Source organism: Pseudomonas sp. NPDC087814, from assembly GCF_044742865.1.
Lineage (GTDB): Bacteria > Pseudomonadota > Gammaproteobacteria > Pseudomonadales > Pseudomonadaceae > Aquipseudomonas.
Genome location: NZ_JBIUVK010000024.1, coordinates 1 through 15612 on the forward strand (window position 1 = coordinate 1; position 15612 = coordinate 15612).

The window sequence follows — 15612 nt, forward strand, 5'->3', positions numbered from 1 at the left end:
ACCACCTGATCCCATCCCGAACTCAGCAGTGAAACGATGCATCGCCGATGGTAGTGTGGGGTTTCCCCATGTGAGAGTAGGTCATCGTCAAGATTAAATTCCAGAACCCCTGATTGCTTATGCAGTCAGGGGTTTTGTTTTGCGCGGTCGGAAAGTATGGCGAGCGTCTCCAAGTGTTCCTCACTTGCAGCCTACGATTGTCTTCAATGCTAAAGTCCATCCCTCGATTTTGCTTTTCCCAAGGAAGCCGTTATGCCGGATGCGACGTCCCTCAGTGCTGGATTCATGGTGGTTCACGGCAACCGCCTGGATGAGCTGCGCAGCCTGGTTGTCAGCTGGATGCGCCGTTACCCGCTGGCTCCCCTGGAAAACGAAATCGCCCTGGTACAAAGCAACGGCATTGCCCAGTGGCTGAAACTGGCGCTGGCTGAAGACCCTGAAGACGACGACATGGGCGGTTGCGGCATCGCTGCCGCTATTGATGTGCAGCTTCCCGGTAGCTTCATGTGGCAGCTCTATCGCATGGTCCTGGGCAAAGACGAAATCCCGCCCAAGTCCCTGCTGGATAAAGCCCCACTGACCTGGCGTCTCATGCGCCTGTTGCCGGAGCTGATCGATCAGCCCCATTTCGAACCCCTGCAACGCTTCCTGACCCACGATACGGATCTGCGCAAACGCTACCAACTCGCGGAACGCCTCGCCGACCTGTTCGACCAATACCAGGTCTACCGTGCCGACTGGCTGGAAGATTGGGCTGCCGGTCGCCATCAACTGCGCAATGGCCGTGGCGAATCCAAACCTTTGAGCCCGGCCAACTGCTGGCAAGCCGAACTATGGCGCGCCCTGCTGTTGGACGTAGGAGAGGAGGGCATGGCTCAAAGTCGCGCCGGAGTTCACCAACGCTTTATCGAGCGCATCAATAGCCTGGAGCAGGCACCGATAGGCCTGCCCTCCCGCGTGATCGTCTTCGGCATTTCCTCCTTGCCAGCCCAAGCGCTGGAAGCCCTTGCCGGCCTCGCCCGTTTCAGCCAGGTGCTGCTGTGTGTGCACAACCCTTGTCGCCATCACTGGTCCGACATCGTCGCCGACAAAGACCTGCTCCGAAACGAATACAAGCGCCAGGCACGCAAGGCCGGAATGCCGGTCACCATCGACCCGCAAACCCTGCATCAGCACGCCCACCCGCTGCTCGCTGCCTGGGGTAAGCAAGGTCGCGACTACATCAACCTGTTGGACAGCTACGACGACCCCAACAGTTACCGCTCGGCATTCCGTGACGGTCGTATCGACCTGTTCAGCGAGAGCGAGCCCACCACCTTGCTCAACCAACTCCAGGACGACATCCTCGAACTGCGCCCCCTCAACGAAACCCGTGAACTCTGGCCAAGCGTCGACCTGGCGCGCGACACTTCCATTCGCTTCCACATCGCCCACAGTGCCCAACGCGAAGTTGAAGTTCTTCACGACCAGTTACTGCAGCGCTTCAGCGCCAACCCCACGCTGCGCCCACGGGACATCATCGTCATGGTCCCCGACGTCGACAGCTACGCGCCGCATATTCGCGCCGTATTCGGCCAGCTTGAAAGAAGCGACCTACGCTTCATTCCGTTCACGCTTACGGACCAGGGCCAGCGCGGCCGCGATCCGTTACTGATCGCCGTCGAGCACCTGCTCAAGCTCCCGGACAGCCGCTTTCCGGTCAGCGAAATCCTCGACCTGCTCGACGTCCCGGCACTGCGGGAACGCTTCGCCATCAAGGAACGCGACCTGCCGACCCTGCACCGCTGGATCGAAGGCGCCGGTATCCGTTGGGGCCTCAACGCCGAACAACGCGCCGGCCTCGGCTTGCCCCAGGAGCTGGAGCAAAACAGCTGGCGGTTCGGCCTACGTCGCATGCTCCTGGGCTACGCCGTTGGTACGGGCTCTGCCTGCGATGGCATCGAGCCGTACGATGAAATCGGCGGCCTCGATGCGGCCTTGATCGGCCCGCTAGTCGCACTGCTCGATGCGCTGCACGATGCCCACCAGGCACTTTCGCAACCTGCCGCGCCGACAGAGTGGGGCGAGCGCCTGCAAAACCTGATGCAGTTGTTCTTCCTCCCGAGCAACGAGCACGACGACTACCTGTTGGGTCAACTCGAGCAACTGAGAGAAACCTGGCTGGAGACCTGCGAGTCCGTCGGACTGCATGACGAATTACCCCTGACCGTAGTCCGCGAGGCCTGGCTGGCAGGCCTCGACCAAGGCCGGCTGTCCCAGCGCTTCCTCGCGGGAGCTGTCAATTTTTGTACCTTGATGCCCATGCGCGCGATCCCATTCAAGCTGGTTTGCCTACTTGGCATGAACGATGGCGACTACCCACGCGCACAACCGCCGCTGGACTTTGACCTGATGGGCAGCGACTACCGCCCAGGCGATCGGTCACGTCGCGAAGACGACCGCTACCTGTTGCTCGAAGCCCTGCTCTCCGCCCGCGACCAGCTCTATATCAGTTGGGTCGGCCGCAGTATCCGCGACAACAGTGATCGCCCGGCATCGGTCCTGATCGGGCAGTTGCGCGACCACATCGCCAGCGGCTGGCACACCACCAGTGGCGAACCACTCCTGGAAGCCACCACCCAGGAACACCCGCTCCAGCCCTTCAGCGCCCGCTACTTCCATGAAGGTGACGAGCTGTCCAGCTACGCCCGCGAATGGCAGTTGCTCCACGCAATCCCGGACAGCCTGCCCGATACCGGCAGCCTCGCACCCTACACCCAGGAAGAACCGTTGAGCCTTGGCCAACTGCAAGACTTCCTGCGCAACCCGGTCAAACACTTTTTCAGCCAGCGCCTGAAAGTGTTTTTCGAAGCCGCCGAAGTCCCGCTGGAAGATGAAGAACCCTTCGTCCTCGATGCACTGCAGCGCTATAACCTGAGCGACAGTTTGCTCACGGCGGCACTCACCCGCCCCGATAACCTCGACGAAGCCCTCAACGCCCAGGCCCTGCGTCTGCAAGGCAGTGGCTTGTTGCCGATGGTTGGTTTCGGCGAATGCCTGCGCAAAGAACTGATCGAGCCTCTGCCCGACCTGTTGCAGCGTTACCAGCAACTCCTGGCACTCTGGCCCACTGCGCACACCAGCGCCGAACCGATCAGTTTTGAGCATCAAGGCATCCAACTGGAAGGTTGGATCAGTGGCCTGCATCAACGCAGCGATGGCGGCTTTCTAAGCGTCACCGCCATCCCCAACAGCATCGGCTCGATCAAGACCCGTAAGTGGCATCGCCTGATTCGCCCATGGGTCAACCATCTGGTGGCCTGTGCCTGCGGCCTTCCGTTAAGTACCGGCCTGGTCGCCAGCGACGACACACTGCTATTGGCCCCACTTGAGCAAGCCACAGCCCGGGAGCTCCTCGGCAACCTGCTGCTCGCCTGGAAAACCGGCATGAGCGAACCACTGCCGGTCGCCGTTAAAACCGCATTCGCCTGGCTCGGTCAAACCGATCCGGCCAAAGCGCAAGCCGCCGCCAGCAAAGCCTACGAAGGCGACGGCCAAACCAGCGACGGCGAGCGCCGTGAAAGCCCTGCGCTCATCCGACAGTTCCCCGACTACGCCGCCTTGATGGCCAGCGAAGAGTTCGAAGGCTGGTGCGAAACCCTCTATCGACCGTTGATCAACGCTCCCTGGCGATCACTCACCAGCGCGGAGGCCAGCGCATGAGCGGTACAAAACCCCTGGCCCTGGCCTTCCCGCTCAAGGGCAGCCAACTGATCGAAGCCAGTGCCGGCACAGGCAAGACATTTACCATCTCAGCGCTCTACCTGCGGCTGGTACTCGGCCACGGAGGGGACGAATCGGGCTTCGGCCGCGAGTTGCTGCCGCCGCAAATTCTCGTCGTGACCTTTACTGATGCCGCCACCAAAGAGCTGCGTGAACGCATCCGAATCCGCCTGGCAGAAGCCGCGCGTTTTTTCCGCGAAGAAATCGAAGAACCCGACGCGTTGATCGCGGAACTGCGCGACCAATACAGCCCCGAACAATGGCCCGGCTGTGCCAATCGCCTGGACATCGCCGCCCAGTGGATGGATGAAGCCGCCGTCTCGACCATTCACAGCTGGTGCCAGCGCATGCTGCGCGAGCACGCCTTCGACAGCGGGAGCCTGTTCACCCAGACCCTGGAGACCGACCACAGCGACCTGCTCGGCGAAGTGCTGCGCGACTACTGGAGGCTGTTCTGCTACCCGATGCACGACGATGCGCTGAACTGGGTGCGCAACAATTGGGGCGGCCCGGCGGCCCTGATGCCACGGGTACGCGCGCTGTTCGGCAGCGAGCGGCCCACGGATGAAACGCGTGACCCCGCCGAGCTGATCAACGAATGCCTGCAAGAGCGCCGCCAAGCACTCGTCGCGCTCAAGGCACCCTGGCAACAATGGGCAGAAGAATTGCGCAACATTTGCCTGCAGGCCGTCGCCGCCAAAACCGTCGATGGTCGCAAGATGCAAGCCCGTTACTTCGAACCCTGGTTCGAAAAAATCAGCGCCTGGGCAGCTGACGAGTCTCTCGAACAACTGGACATCGGCACCGGTTTCACCCGCCTGACCCCCGACGGCATGGCCGAAGCCTGGAAAGGCGAACCACCACGCCATCCGGGTATCGACGCCATGGCCAGTCTCAAGGCCAGCCTCGACGCCCTGCCAACGCCCGATGCTGCTGTGCTGCAACACGCCGCCGGCTGGGTGGGAAAACGCTTCGAAGAAGAAAAGCGCCGGCGCGCCGAAATGGGCTTCGACGACATGCTGATCCGCCTCAACGCCGCCCTGCAAGCCGACGGCGGCGAGCGTTTGGCCAGCGTGATCCGCGAGCAATTCCCGGTCGCCCTGATCGACGAGTTCCAGGACACCGACCCGGTGCAATACAGCATCTTCGACAGCATCTACCGCATCGAAGAAAACCACCTCGACAGCGGCCTGTTTCTGATCGGCGACCCAAAGCAGGCGATCTACGCCTTCCGTGGCGCCGACATCTACACCTACCTGCGCGCGCGCCAGTCCACCACCGGCCGCCATCACACCCTGGGCACCAACTTCCGTTCGAGCCACGCCATGGTCGAGGCGGTAAACCACGTATTCCAGCGCGCAGAAAAAGGCCGTGGAGCGTTCCTGTTCCGTGAGCCCGACGGGACGAATCCGGTGCCGTTCCAGTCGGTATTGTCCCAAGGCCGTAAGGAACAACTGCAGGTCAACGGTCAGACGTTGCCTGCGCTGAATCTCTGGCATCTACCCACCGACCAGCCGATCTCCGGCGTGCTCTACCGCCAACAGTTGGCCGCGTCCTGTGCCAGTCAAATCGTCGCGTTACTCAATGGCGGCCAGCAGGGAACTGCCGGATTCCTCGGCAAAGACGCTAGCTTCAAAGGCGTGCTGCCGTCAGACATCGCCATCCTCGTGCGCGACGGCAAGGAAGCCCAGGCCGTGCGCGGTGAACTGGCTGCCCGTGGCGTGCGCAGCGTTTACCTCTCCGATAAGGATTCTGTGTTCGCCGCCCAGGAAGCCCACGACCTGCTGGCCTGGCTCAAGGCCTGTGCCGAGCCGGACGTCGAGCGCCCACTGCGCGCCGCCCTGGCTTGCGTCACCTTGAACCTGTCGCTGCCCGAACTGGAGCGTTTGAACCAGGACGAACTGGCGTGGGAACAACGCGTAATGCAGTTCCGCGATTACCGTACGATCTGGCGCACCCAAGGCGTGCTGCCGATGCTGCGGCGCCTGTTGCACGACTTCAAATTGCCGCAAACCCTGATCACCCGCAGCGATGGCGAGCGGGTATTGACCAACCTGTTGCACCTCTCGGAATTGCTGCAACAGGCGGCCGCAGAGCTGGACGGTGAACAAGCGCTGATTCGCCATCTGGCCGAACATCTCGCGCTTTCCGGCCAGGCCGGTGAAGAGCAGATCCTGCGCCTGGAAAGTGATGAACAACTGGTCAAAGTGGTAACGATCCACAAATCCAAGGGGCTGGAATACGACCTGGTTTTCCTGCCGTTCATTTGCTCGGCAAAACCGGTGGATGGCAGCCGCCTGCCGTTGCATTACCACGACGCAAACGGCAAATCCCAGGTCAGCCTCAGGCCCACCGCCGAGTTGATCGCCCAAGCCGACGATGAACGGCTGGCCGAAGACTTGCGTCTGTTTTACGTGGCGCTGACCCGCGCCAAACACGCCTGCTGGCTGGGCATCGCCGACCTCAAGCGTGGCAATAACAACAGCTCGGTGCTGCACCTGTCGGCCCTGGGCTACTTGCTCGGCGGCGGCGCTTCACTTGGCGAGTCCGGCGGCCTGGCCCGCTGGTTGCTTGACCTGCAGGAAGGTTGCCCGGCACTGCATTACGCAGAAATGCCCGAGGCCGATGCGGTCGTATTCCACCCGCCGCGTAACCAAGCCACCTTGCTCGCGCCGCTGCTGCCCAAGCGCAAGGCGGCAGAAAACTGGTGGATCGCTTCCTACAGTGCGCTGCGTATCGGCGAGAGCATGAGTGCGGCGAGCCTCGAAGCGCCGGAAAGCCCACAAGCGCAGAAGCTGTTCGATGACGAACGCCTCGACCCGGATGCCCCACGCGAAGTGCCGGCTTCCGGTGGCGATATTCACCGTTTCCCACGCGGGCCGAATCCCGGCACCTTCCTCCATGGCCTGCTGGAATGGGCGGGCGGCGAAGGCTTCAATGTTACCCCGGAGGCCATCGAAGATGCGGTTGCCCGCCGCTGCAACCGACGTGGCTGGGAAGGCTGGATCGGCACACTCGGCGGTTGGCTCGGGCATCTGTTGCAAGCCCGGTTGCCGCTGGGCAACGGGCAGGTGGCCCTTAGCGAGTTGCGGCAGTACCAGATCGAAATGGAGTTCTGGTTTGCCAGCCACAAGGTCGACGTCCTCGCACTCGACAAACTGGTGTGCCAGCACACTCACAATGGCGTATCCCGCGTGGCCGCCGAACCGGTGCTGCTCAATGGCATGTTCAAGGGTTTTATCGACCTGACCTTTGAACACGAAGGCCGCTACTACGTGGCCGACTACAAATCCAATTGGCTTGGTCCCGATGATTCGGCCTACACGCAGCAGGCCATGGAACTGTCGATCCTCGACCATCGTTACGACCTGCAATACGTACTTTACCTGCTGGCCCTGCATCGCCAGCTGAAGGCGCGGCTGCCGGATTACGACTACGACCGTCACGTCGGCGGCGCGTTGTACCTGTTCCTGCGGGGCACCCATTCCGCGAGCCAGGGCGCGTATTTCACCCGACCACCCCGGGAATTGATCGAAAGCCTGGACCTGCTGTTCCAGGGCAAACCGCTGCCACCCAAGGCCGAGCCCGCCTGGGAACAAGGAGAGCTGCTATGAGCCTGTCGCCGTTACCGCTTGAGGAGCTGACGCCCCTCAGCCGCGCCGCCGACCTGGTGCAACTGCTCGATCTCTGGGTGCAGCGCGGCTGGTTGCGCGCGCTGGACAAGGCCTTTGTCGGCTTCCTCCACGAACTCGATCCGCAGGCTGATCCTTTAGTCCTGCTGGCCGCGGCCCTGACCAGCCACCAACTGGGCCATGGCCATGTATGCCTGGACCTGTTCGAAACCCTCAAGGCCCCGGATTTCGCTCTGTCGCTGCCACCCGAAGGCGATGTGCAAACCGGCGTCATGCTACTGCCATCACAGTTGCTCGACGGCCTGGACGGCGCCCATTGGTGCCATGCCCTGGCCGCCAGCCGTCTGGTGGCACTGGCCGTCGACGGCAGCGAGGAGGCGCAAAGCCGGCCACTGGTGCTGTCGGGCAAACGCCTGTACTTGCGCCGCTACTGGACCTACGAACGGCGTATCGACAGCGCTTTGCGCCTGCGACTCGCCACCCGGGAAAGCGTTGCCGCCGATCTGCCCGAACGCCTGAATCGCCTGTTCGACCAGGCCCCGCCAGACGGTGTTGTCGACTGGCAAAAACTCGCCTGCGCCTTGGCCACCCGCGGTGCATTCAGCATCGTCACCGGCGGGCCGGGTACCGGCAAGACCACCACGGTGGTGCGTTTGCTTGCGCTGTTGCAGGCCCCCGCCGTGGAAGCGGGCAGCGCGTTGCGCATCCGTCTGGCGGCGCCCACCGGCAAGGCGGCCGCACGCTTGACCGAGTCCATCAGCCAGCAAGTGCTGTCGCTGAAAGTGCCTGATGCGGTGAAGGACAAAATCCCGACCCAGGTCACCACCGTTCACCGTTTGCTCGGCAGCCGTCCCGGCACCCGACACTTCCGGCATCACATCGGCAATCCGTTGCCCCTGGATGTGCTGGTGGTAGACGAAGCCTCGATGATCGACCTGGAAATGATGGCCAACCTGCTGGACGCCTTACCACCCCATGCTCGCCTGGTGCTGCTGGGTGACAAGGACCAGTTGGCCTCGGTTGAAGCCGGGGCGGTGCTGGGGGATTTGTGCCGCGACGCCGAAGCCGGTTTCTACAGCCCGCAAACCCGCCAGTGGCTGCAACAGGTCAGCGGCGAAGACCTCGGCGCCAGCGGCCTGCAGGAAGACCTCGACGGTAGCCACCCCTTGGCGCAACAAGTGGTGATGCTGCGTTACTCGCGGCGTTTCGGCGAAGGCAGCGGCATTGGCCAACTGGCCCGCTGGGTCAACCAGCAAAACCCTGAGCAGGCCCGCAAACTGCTGGCTGCCCGCAGCCATGCCGACCTGTTTTGCGTCAGCCTCAAGGGCGAGCACGACCATGCCCTGGAGCGCCTGGTGCTGGACGGCCATGGCGACGGTGCCCACGGTTATCGCCATTACCTGAAACTGCTGCAGACCGCGCGTCCGTCCCTGGACACGCCACGGGATGACGAGGCCTGGACGCTCTGGGCGCAAAAGCTGCTGAAAGCCTTCGACGCATTCCAGTTGCTCTGCGCCGTACGCAAGGGCCCATGGGGCGTGGAGGGCCTGAACCTGCGCATCACCGCCGCGCTGCTCAAGGCCCGGCTGATCGACAGCGACCAGCAATGGTACGAAGGACGCCCGGTGTTGATGACTCGCAACGATTACGGCCTGGGCCTGATGAACGGCGATATCGGTATCGCCCTCAAGCTGCCCGAAAGCGACGGCGGGCCGCAGGTTCTGCGCGTCGCGTTCCCGCGCAACGATGGCCAGGGCGGCGTACGGTTTGTGTTGCCCAGCCGGCTCAACGACGTCGAAACCGTCTACGCGATGACGGTGCATAAATCTCAGGGCTCTGAATTCACCCACACCGCACTGATTTTGCCGGACGCCTTGAACCCGGTGCTTACCAAAGAGCTGATCTACACCGGCATCACCCGCGCCAAGGACTGGTTCAGCCTGATCGAACCCCGGGGTGGCGTATTCGAAGAGGCGGTGAGCCGCAAGGTGAAACGCTTGAGTGGGCTGATGCTGGAACTGGGCACTTGATCGTCAAAGAAGCTGACCAATGAGTCATCTAAATTTTCTGATCCAAATGTGTGATTTTTCTTAATAAAATGTCGGAATCCTCCTGGGTGTCACCTCGGGGGTTTTCCGCCGTTGTGCTATCGTTGCGGCATCATCCCGGGAAGATCAAAGAGAATCGCTGCATGAACGTGGCTGTCTCGCCCACAGAGCGAAGTTTGAGCTGGAGACGAATGCTGCTGTTGGCGCTTCTGTGCGTGTTCACGCCCCTCGTTTTTGCCCAGCCGCCTGCCGGCATGGCCGATCAGCGGGCCAAGGCCGTCACCCAAGTGGTCCTGGGTATCCTCAGTTACGCCCGCTGGCCGGTAGAGCCCGCGCAATTGCGTTTGTGCATCGTCGGGCCAACCCAATACACCGATGACCTGGTCAAAGGCACCACCCAGGCTACCGGCCGTCCGGTAGTGGTGCAGCGTTTGCTGGCCGACCATCCAGACATCGCCAATGCCTGCGATGCCGTGTACATCGGCCAATTGACCAGCGACGAGCGCAGCCGCCTGTTCGCGGCATTGATCGGCCATCCGGTGCTCAGCATCAGCGAAGGCGGCGACCAATGCACCGTGGGCAGCCTGTTCTGCCTGCGGGTAGCCGACGAACAGGTGTCGTTCGAGGTCAACCTGGATTCCGTTGCCCGTAGCGGTGTGCGCATTCATCCGAGTGTGCTGCAGCTGTCCCGACGTCGAGCGCCGGGGTCATGAGTGTCGATAAGGCGCCAGTGCGTCCTACCTTGCGTTCAGTGATCGGGCGCGGGCACCTGAGCCTGGCGCTGATGGCCGTCAGCATGGCCAGTATTTCCCTGACCCTGCTCGGCGTGCTCGCGCTGCGGGTGTATGCCGACCACAACCTGCACCTGATCGCCCGCTCCATCAACTACACCGTGGAAGCGGCCGTGGTGTTCAACGACAGCGCGGCGGCCACCGAGGCGTTGGGCGTGATCGCCTCGGAGGAAGAAGTGGCCGAGGCGGAAGTCTTCAACGTCGACGGCAAGCAACTGGCCCACTGGGAGCGCCCTGAAACCGGGATGCTGTCGATGATTGAGCTGCAGTTGGCGCATGCCCTGCTCGAACAGCCCATCACCCAGCCGATCCTGCACCAGGGCCAGGTCATCGGCAGCGTGCACCTGACCGGCCACGGCGGCAGCCTGTTGCGCTTCCTGCTCAGCGGCCTGGCCGGGATTCTGGTGTGCACCGCCCTCAGCGCCTGGGTTGCACTGTACCTGGCGCGGCGTTTGTTACGCGGCATCACCGGGCCGTTGCACAGCCTGGCCTCGGTGGCCCACGCCGCCCGAAGCGAGCGGGCCTTTGACCGACGCGTACCGCCGGCGAAAATCGCCGAACTCGACAGCCTGGGCAATGACTTCAATGCCCTGCTCGACGAACTGGAGGCCTGGCAGACCCACCTGCAAAGCGAAAACGAAACCCTCGCCCACCAGGCCAGCCACGACAGCCTGACCGGGCTGCCCAACCGTGCGTTCTTCGAAGGTCGGCTGATCCGCGCCCTGCGCAGCGCCGCCAAGCTCAACGAGAAAGTAGCGGTCTTGTTCCTCGACAGCGACCGCTTTAAAGACATCAACGACAACTTCGGCCACGCCGCCGGCGATGCGGTATTGGTGGCAGTGGCTACGCGCATTCGTGCGCAACTGCGTGAAGACGACCTGGTGGCACGCCTGGGCGGCGATGAATTCGCCGTCCTGCTGTCGCCTCTGCACCGACTTGAGGACGCCCAGCGCATTGCCGAAAAAATCATCGCCAGCATGGACGCGCCCATTGCGCTGCCCGGCGACGCCCACGTATTGACCTCACTCAGTATCGGCATCGCCGTCTATCCCGATCATGGCGCCACTCCCGGTAACCTGCTCAACGCCGCCGATGCGGCGATGTACCAGGCCAAACGGCTTTCCCAGGGTGGCCAGCAAACGGCGGAATCGGAGTCCCCCGCCGCCGACGTTCAACACAGGAGTTGATCCCTTGTTCTCGACCGCACGCTTTTTATTCATCACCTTGCTCGTGGCTCTGCTCGCCCTGAGCGGCTGCCAGACCCCGCCGCCCAAAGGCCTCACACCGGCGCAAATCGCCGTGCTCAAACAGCAGGGTTTTGAACTGACTGACGAAGGCTGGGCCTTCGGTCTCTCGGGCAAGGTGCTGTTTGGCAGCGACGTCGAAAGTCTGAATGCCCCCAGCACCGAGATCGTCCAGCGCATCGGCAAGGCGCTGCTGGGCGTGGGCATTGAACGCGTGCGGGTCGACGGCCACACCGACGCCTCGGGCAAGGAAACCTACAACCAGCAACTGTCCCTGCGCCGAGCCAAAAGCGTCGCGCACGTGTTGGCAGGCGTTGGGATGAAAGAAGAAAACGTACAACTGCGCGGACTGGGCAGCAGCGAGCCGGTGGCGTCCAACGCGACAGCGGCGGGGCGCACCGAGAATCGCCGGGTGTCGATTGTGGTGATTGCGGACTAGTCTGGCTTTCGGGCAGTTCGAGTTGGAATGCAATCAATGTGGGAGCCGGGCTTGCCCGCGATGGCGGTGGATCAGTTGATGTATTGGGTGACTGACACACTGCTATCGCGGGCAAGCCCGGCTCCCACATTTTATTTAATCGGCAAACACCATCTCCCGCGTTTCCCCCATCAACAACGGCTGATTCTGCTCGGTCACCTCACGGATGTAATCCCACAGCAGGGTGATCCGTTTCAACTTCCTCAAGTCCTCGCGGCAGTACATCCAGAACTGCCGCGTAATGTTTATCTCCTTCGAAAGCACCGGCAGCAATCGCGGGTCCTGTGCCGCCAAAAAGCACGGCAGGATCGCCAGCGAGCGCCCTTGCTGCGCCGCCACATACTGCGCAATCACGCTGGTGCTGCGCAAACTGGCGCTGGCGCCGGGCACTACATTGGCCAGGTACAGCAGCTCTGAACTGAACGCTAAATCATCCACGTAGCTGATAAACGGATGCTCGGCCAGGTCCGCCGCCCGGCGGATGGGCGGGTGCTGGTCCAGGTATTCCTGCGTCGCGTACAGCTGCAGCTTGTAGTCGCACAGCTTGCAGCACACGTACGGCCCGTGTTCCGGCCGCTCCAGGGCGATGACGATATCCGCCTCGCGCTTGGACAGGCTGATGAAGTGGGGCAGGGGCAGGATGTCCACCGAGATCGCCGGGTAGGTGTCGACGAAGTGGCTCAGTTGCGGGGTGACGAAGAAGCTGCCGAACCCTTCGGTGCAGCCCATGCGCACGTGGCCGGACAGCGCCACGCCGGAGCCGGAAACCTGTTCGCAGGCCATGTGCAACGTGCTTTCGATGGACTCGGCGTAGCCCAGCAGGCGCTGGCCTTCGGTGGTCAATACGAAGCCGTTGGTCCGGGACTTTTCAAACAGGAGAGTGCCCAACGATCCTTCAAGGGAACTGATGCGCCGCGACACCGTGGTGTAGTCCACCGCCAGGCGCTTGGCAGCGACGCTGGCCTTGCGGGTACGCGCGACTTCGAGGAAAAACTTCAGGTCATCCCAGTTCAGGGAGCCCAGTGACGTGATGTTTTTTTGCATATTGGACCGGCTTTTATGTGCGTTCTTATTAGAAGTTTGCACATCTATACTCCAAAAACAGTCCGAACGCCTCATCCTCAAGGCGATTCAACGCCTTGGTTCTCTGCATACCTACAAGAATTGGAGACCACATGAACGCATCTGCCGATATTTCCGTAAAACAGGTCAAGCTGCTGATCAACGGCGAATGGGTCGAATCCAGGACCACCGAATGGCAAGACATCGTCAACCCCGCTACCCAGCAAGTGCTGGCCCGCGTACCGTTTTCCACCCCTGAAGAAGTCAACGCTGCCATCGACGCCGCCCATCGCGCCTTCCAGACCTGGAAGCTGACGCCGATCGGTGCGCGCATGCGCATCATGCTCAAGCTGCAAGCCTTGATCCGCGAGCACTCCAAGCGCATCGCCGTGGTCCTGAGTGCCGAGCAGGGCAAGACCATTGCCGACGCTGAAGGCGACATTTTCCGTGGCCTGGAAGTGGTCGAGCACGCGTGCTCCATCGGCACCCTGCAGATGGGCGAATTCGCTGAAAACGTCGCCGGCGGTGTGGATACCTACACCCTACGCCAGCCGATCGGCGTGTGCGCCGGCATCACCCCGTTCAACTTCCCGGCAATGATTCCGCTGTGGATGTTCCCGATGGCCATTGCCTGCGGTAACACGTTCGTACTCAAGCCATCGGAACAGGACCCGCTGTCGACCCTGCTGCTGGTTGAACTGGCGCTGGAAGCCGGGGTGCCAGCCGGCGTGCTGAACGTGGTTCACGGCGGCAAGGACGTGGTGGATGCGCTGTGCACCCACAAAGATATCAAGGCCGTGTCCTTCGTCGGTTCGACCGCCGTGGGGACTCACGTCTACGACCTCGCCGGTAAACACGGCAAGCGGGTGCAATCCATGATGGGCGCCAAGAACCACGCCGTGGTGCTGCCGGATGCCAATCGCGAACAAACCCTGAACGCCCTGGTCGGTGCCGGTTTCGGTGCGGCGGGTCAGCGTTGCATGGCAACTTCCGTGGTGGTGCTGGTAGGCGCGGCCAAGCAATGGCTGCCGGACCTCAAGGCCCTGGCGCAAAAGCTCAAGGTGAACGCCGGCAGCGAAGCCGGTACCGATGTGGGTCCGGTAATCTCCAAGCGCGCCAAGGCACGCATTCTCGACCTGATCGAAAGCGGCGTAAAAGAAGGTGCCAAGTTGGAGCTGGATGGCCGCGGCATCAAGGTGCCGGGCTTCGAGGACGGCAATTTCGTCGGCCCGACGTTGTTCTCCGGCGTGACCACCGACATGCAGATCTACACCCAGGAAATCTTCGGCCCGGTGCTGGTGGTGCTGGAAGTCGACACTCTCGACCAAGCCATCGCCCTGGTCAACGCCAACCCGTTCGGCAACGGCACCGGCCTGTTCACCCAGAGCGGCGCGGCAGCGCGTAAATTCCAGAGCGAAATCGATGTGGGCCAGGTCGGCATCAACATCCCGATCCCCGTGCCGGTTCCGTTCTTCAGCTTCACCGGTTCCCGTGGTTCGAAACTCGGCGACCTGGGCCCGTACGGCAAGCAAGTGGTGCAGTTCTACACCCAGACCAAAACCGTCACCAGCCGCTGGTTCGACGACGACAGCGTCAACGATGGCGTCAACACCACCATCAACCTGCGCTGATCGAGGAGACGACCATGAAGATTGCATTTATCGGCCTGGGCAACATGGGCGCGCCGATGGCGCGCAACCTGATCAAGGCTGGCCATGCGCTGAACCTGTTCGACCTGAACCAGACCGTGCTCAAGGAACTGGCGGAACTGGGCGGCACCATCAGCGCTTCACCGCGCGCGGCAGCCGAAGGCGCCGAGTTGGTGGTGACCATGCTCCCGGCTGCGGCCCATGTGCGCAGTGTGTGGCTCGGTGAAGACGGCGTGCTCGCCGGCATCGGCAAAGGCGTGCCGGCGGTGGATTGCAGCACCATCGACCCGCAGACCGCCCGCGATGTAGCGGCGGCGGCAGCGAAACAAGGCGTGGTGATGGCGGATGCTCCAGTGTCCGGCGGCACCGGCGGTGCCCAGGCCGGGACGTTGACCTTCATGGTCGGCGCCACCCCGGAACTGTTCGCCACCCTGCAACCGGTGCTGGCGCAGATGGGCCGCAACATCGTCCATTGCGGCGAAGTCGGCACCGGGCAAATCGCCAAGATCTGCAACAACCTGCTGCTGGGTATCACCATGGTCGGCGTCAGCGAAGCCATGGCCCTGGGCGATGCGCTGGGCATCGACACCCAAGTGTTGGCGGGAATCATCAACAGCTCCACCGGGCGCTGCTGGAGTTCGGACACCTACAACCCATGGCCCGGGATTATCGAGACGGCGCCGTCGTCCCGGGGTTATACCGGTGGGTTTGGTGCAGAACTGATGCTCAAGGATCTGGGACTGGCCACTGAAGCGGCCCGCCAGGCACACCAGCCGGTGATCCTCGGCGCAGTGGCGCAGCAGTTGTATCAATCGATGAGCCAACGTGGGGAAGGGGGCAAGGACTTCTCGGCGATCATCAACAGCTATCGAAAACCAAAGTAGGGCGATTGTCCTTCTTAACTGTGGGCCCCTGATTTTTACTGCGTAGACCTTCCAGCACCAGC

At 62.4% G+C, this 15612-nt stretch carries 9 protein-coding genes and 1 rRNA gene; 9 read left to right on the forward strand and 1 reads right to left on the reverse strand.

The annotated features are described in order from the left end of the window. The 7 genes from rrf to ACIOMR_RS18205 form a co-directional block, all read left to right on the forward strand. A 5S ribosomal RNA gene (gene rrf, locus ACIOMR_RS18175) occupies nt 1-93 on the forward strand; the annotation flags it as partial. 159 nt (nt 94-252) lie between these two features. After that, nucleotides 253-3702, forward strand: a complete 3450-nt coding sequence (gene recC / locus ACIOMR_RS18180; RefSeq protein ID WP_401195614.1) for an exodeoxyribonuclease V subunit gamma — start codon at nt 253-255, stop codon at nt 3700-3702. After that, entirely contained in the window at nt 3699-7376 is a 3678-nt protein-coding gene (recB, locus tag ACIOMR_RS18185) for an exodeoxyribonuclease V subunit beta (protein ID WP_102368025.1), read from the forward strand. Before recC ends, recB begins: the two co-directional genes overlap by 4 nt. Further along, nucleotides 7373-9424, forward strand: a complete 2052-nt coding sequence (gene recD / locus ACIOMR_RS18190; protein ID WP_401195617.1) for an exodeoxyribonuclease V subunit alpha — start codon at nt 7373-7375, stop codon at nt 9422-9424. Before recB ends, recD begins: the two co-directional genes overlap by 4 nt. A 161-nt stretch (nt 9425-9585) precedes the next feature. Further along, nucleotides 9586-10155, forward strand: coding sequence for a YfiR family protein (locus tag ACIOMR_RS18195; RefSeq protein WP_032898591.1), 570 nt, complete (start codon nt 9586-9588; stop codon nt 10153-10155). Further along, nucleotides 10152-11420, forward strand: coding sequence for a diguanylate cyclase domain-containing protein (locus ACIOMR_RS18200; RefSeq protein WP_219406513.1), 1269 nt, complete (start codon nt 10152-10154; stop codon nt 11418-11420). The genes ACIOMR_RS18195 and ACIOMR_RS18200 overlap by 4 nt, the downstream gene beginning before the upstream one ends. Before the next feature lie 4 nt (nt 11421-11424). Then, on the forward strand, nt 11425-11916 hold the full coding sequence (locus ACIOMR_RS18205; protein ID WP_003214188.1) for an OmpA family protein: 492 nt from the start codon (nt 11425-11427) through the stop codon (nt 11914-11916). 135 nt (nt 11917-12051) lie between these two features. Here ACIOMR_RS18205 and ACIOMR_RS18210 read toward each other — a convergent pair whose 3' ends face one another. Continuing rightward, entirely contained in the window at nt 12052-12999 is a 948-nt protein-coding gene (locus ACIOMR_RS18210) for a LysR family transcriptional regulator (RefSeq protein ID WP_087694895.1), read from the reverse strand. 131 nt (nt 13000-13130) lie between these two features. Here ACIOMR_RS18210 and ACIOMR_RS18215 point away from each other — a divergent pair, with 131 nt between their 5' ends. Continuing rightward, nucleotides 13131-14648, forward strand: a complete 1518-nt coding sequence (locus ACIOMR_RS18215) for a CoA-acylating methylmalonate-semialdehyde dehydrogenase (protein WP_008430611.1) — start codon at nt 13131-13133, stop codon at nt 14646-14648. A gap of 14 nt (nt 14649-14662) precedes the next feature. Further along, on the forward strand, nt 14663-15550 hold the full coding sequence (gene mmsB / locus ACIOMR_RS18220; RefSeq protein WP_003214181.1) for a 3-hydroxyisobutyrate dehydrogenase: 888 nt from the start codon (nt 14663-14665) through the stop codon (nt 15548-15550). Nucleotides 15551-15612 lie beyond the last annotated feature (62 nt).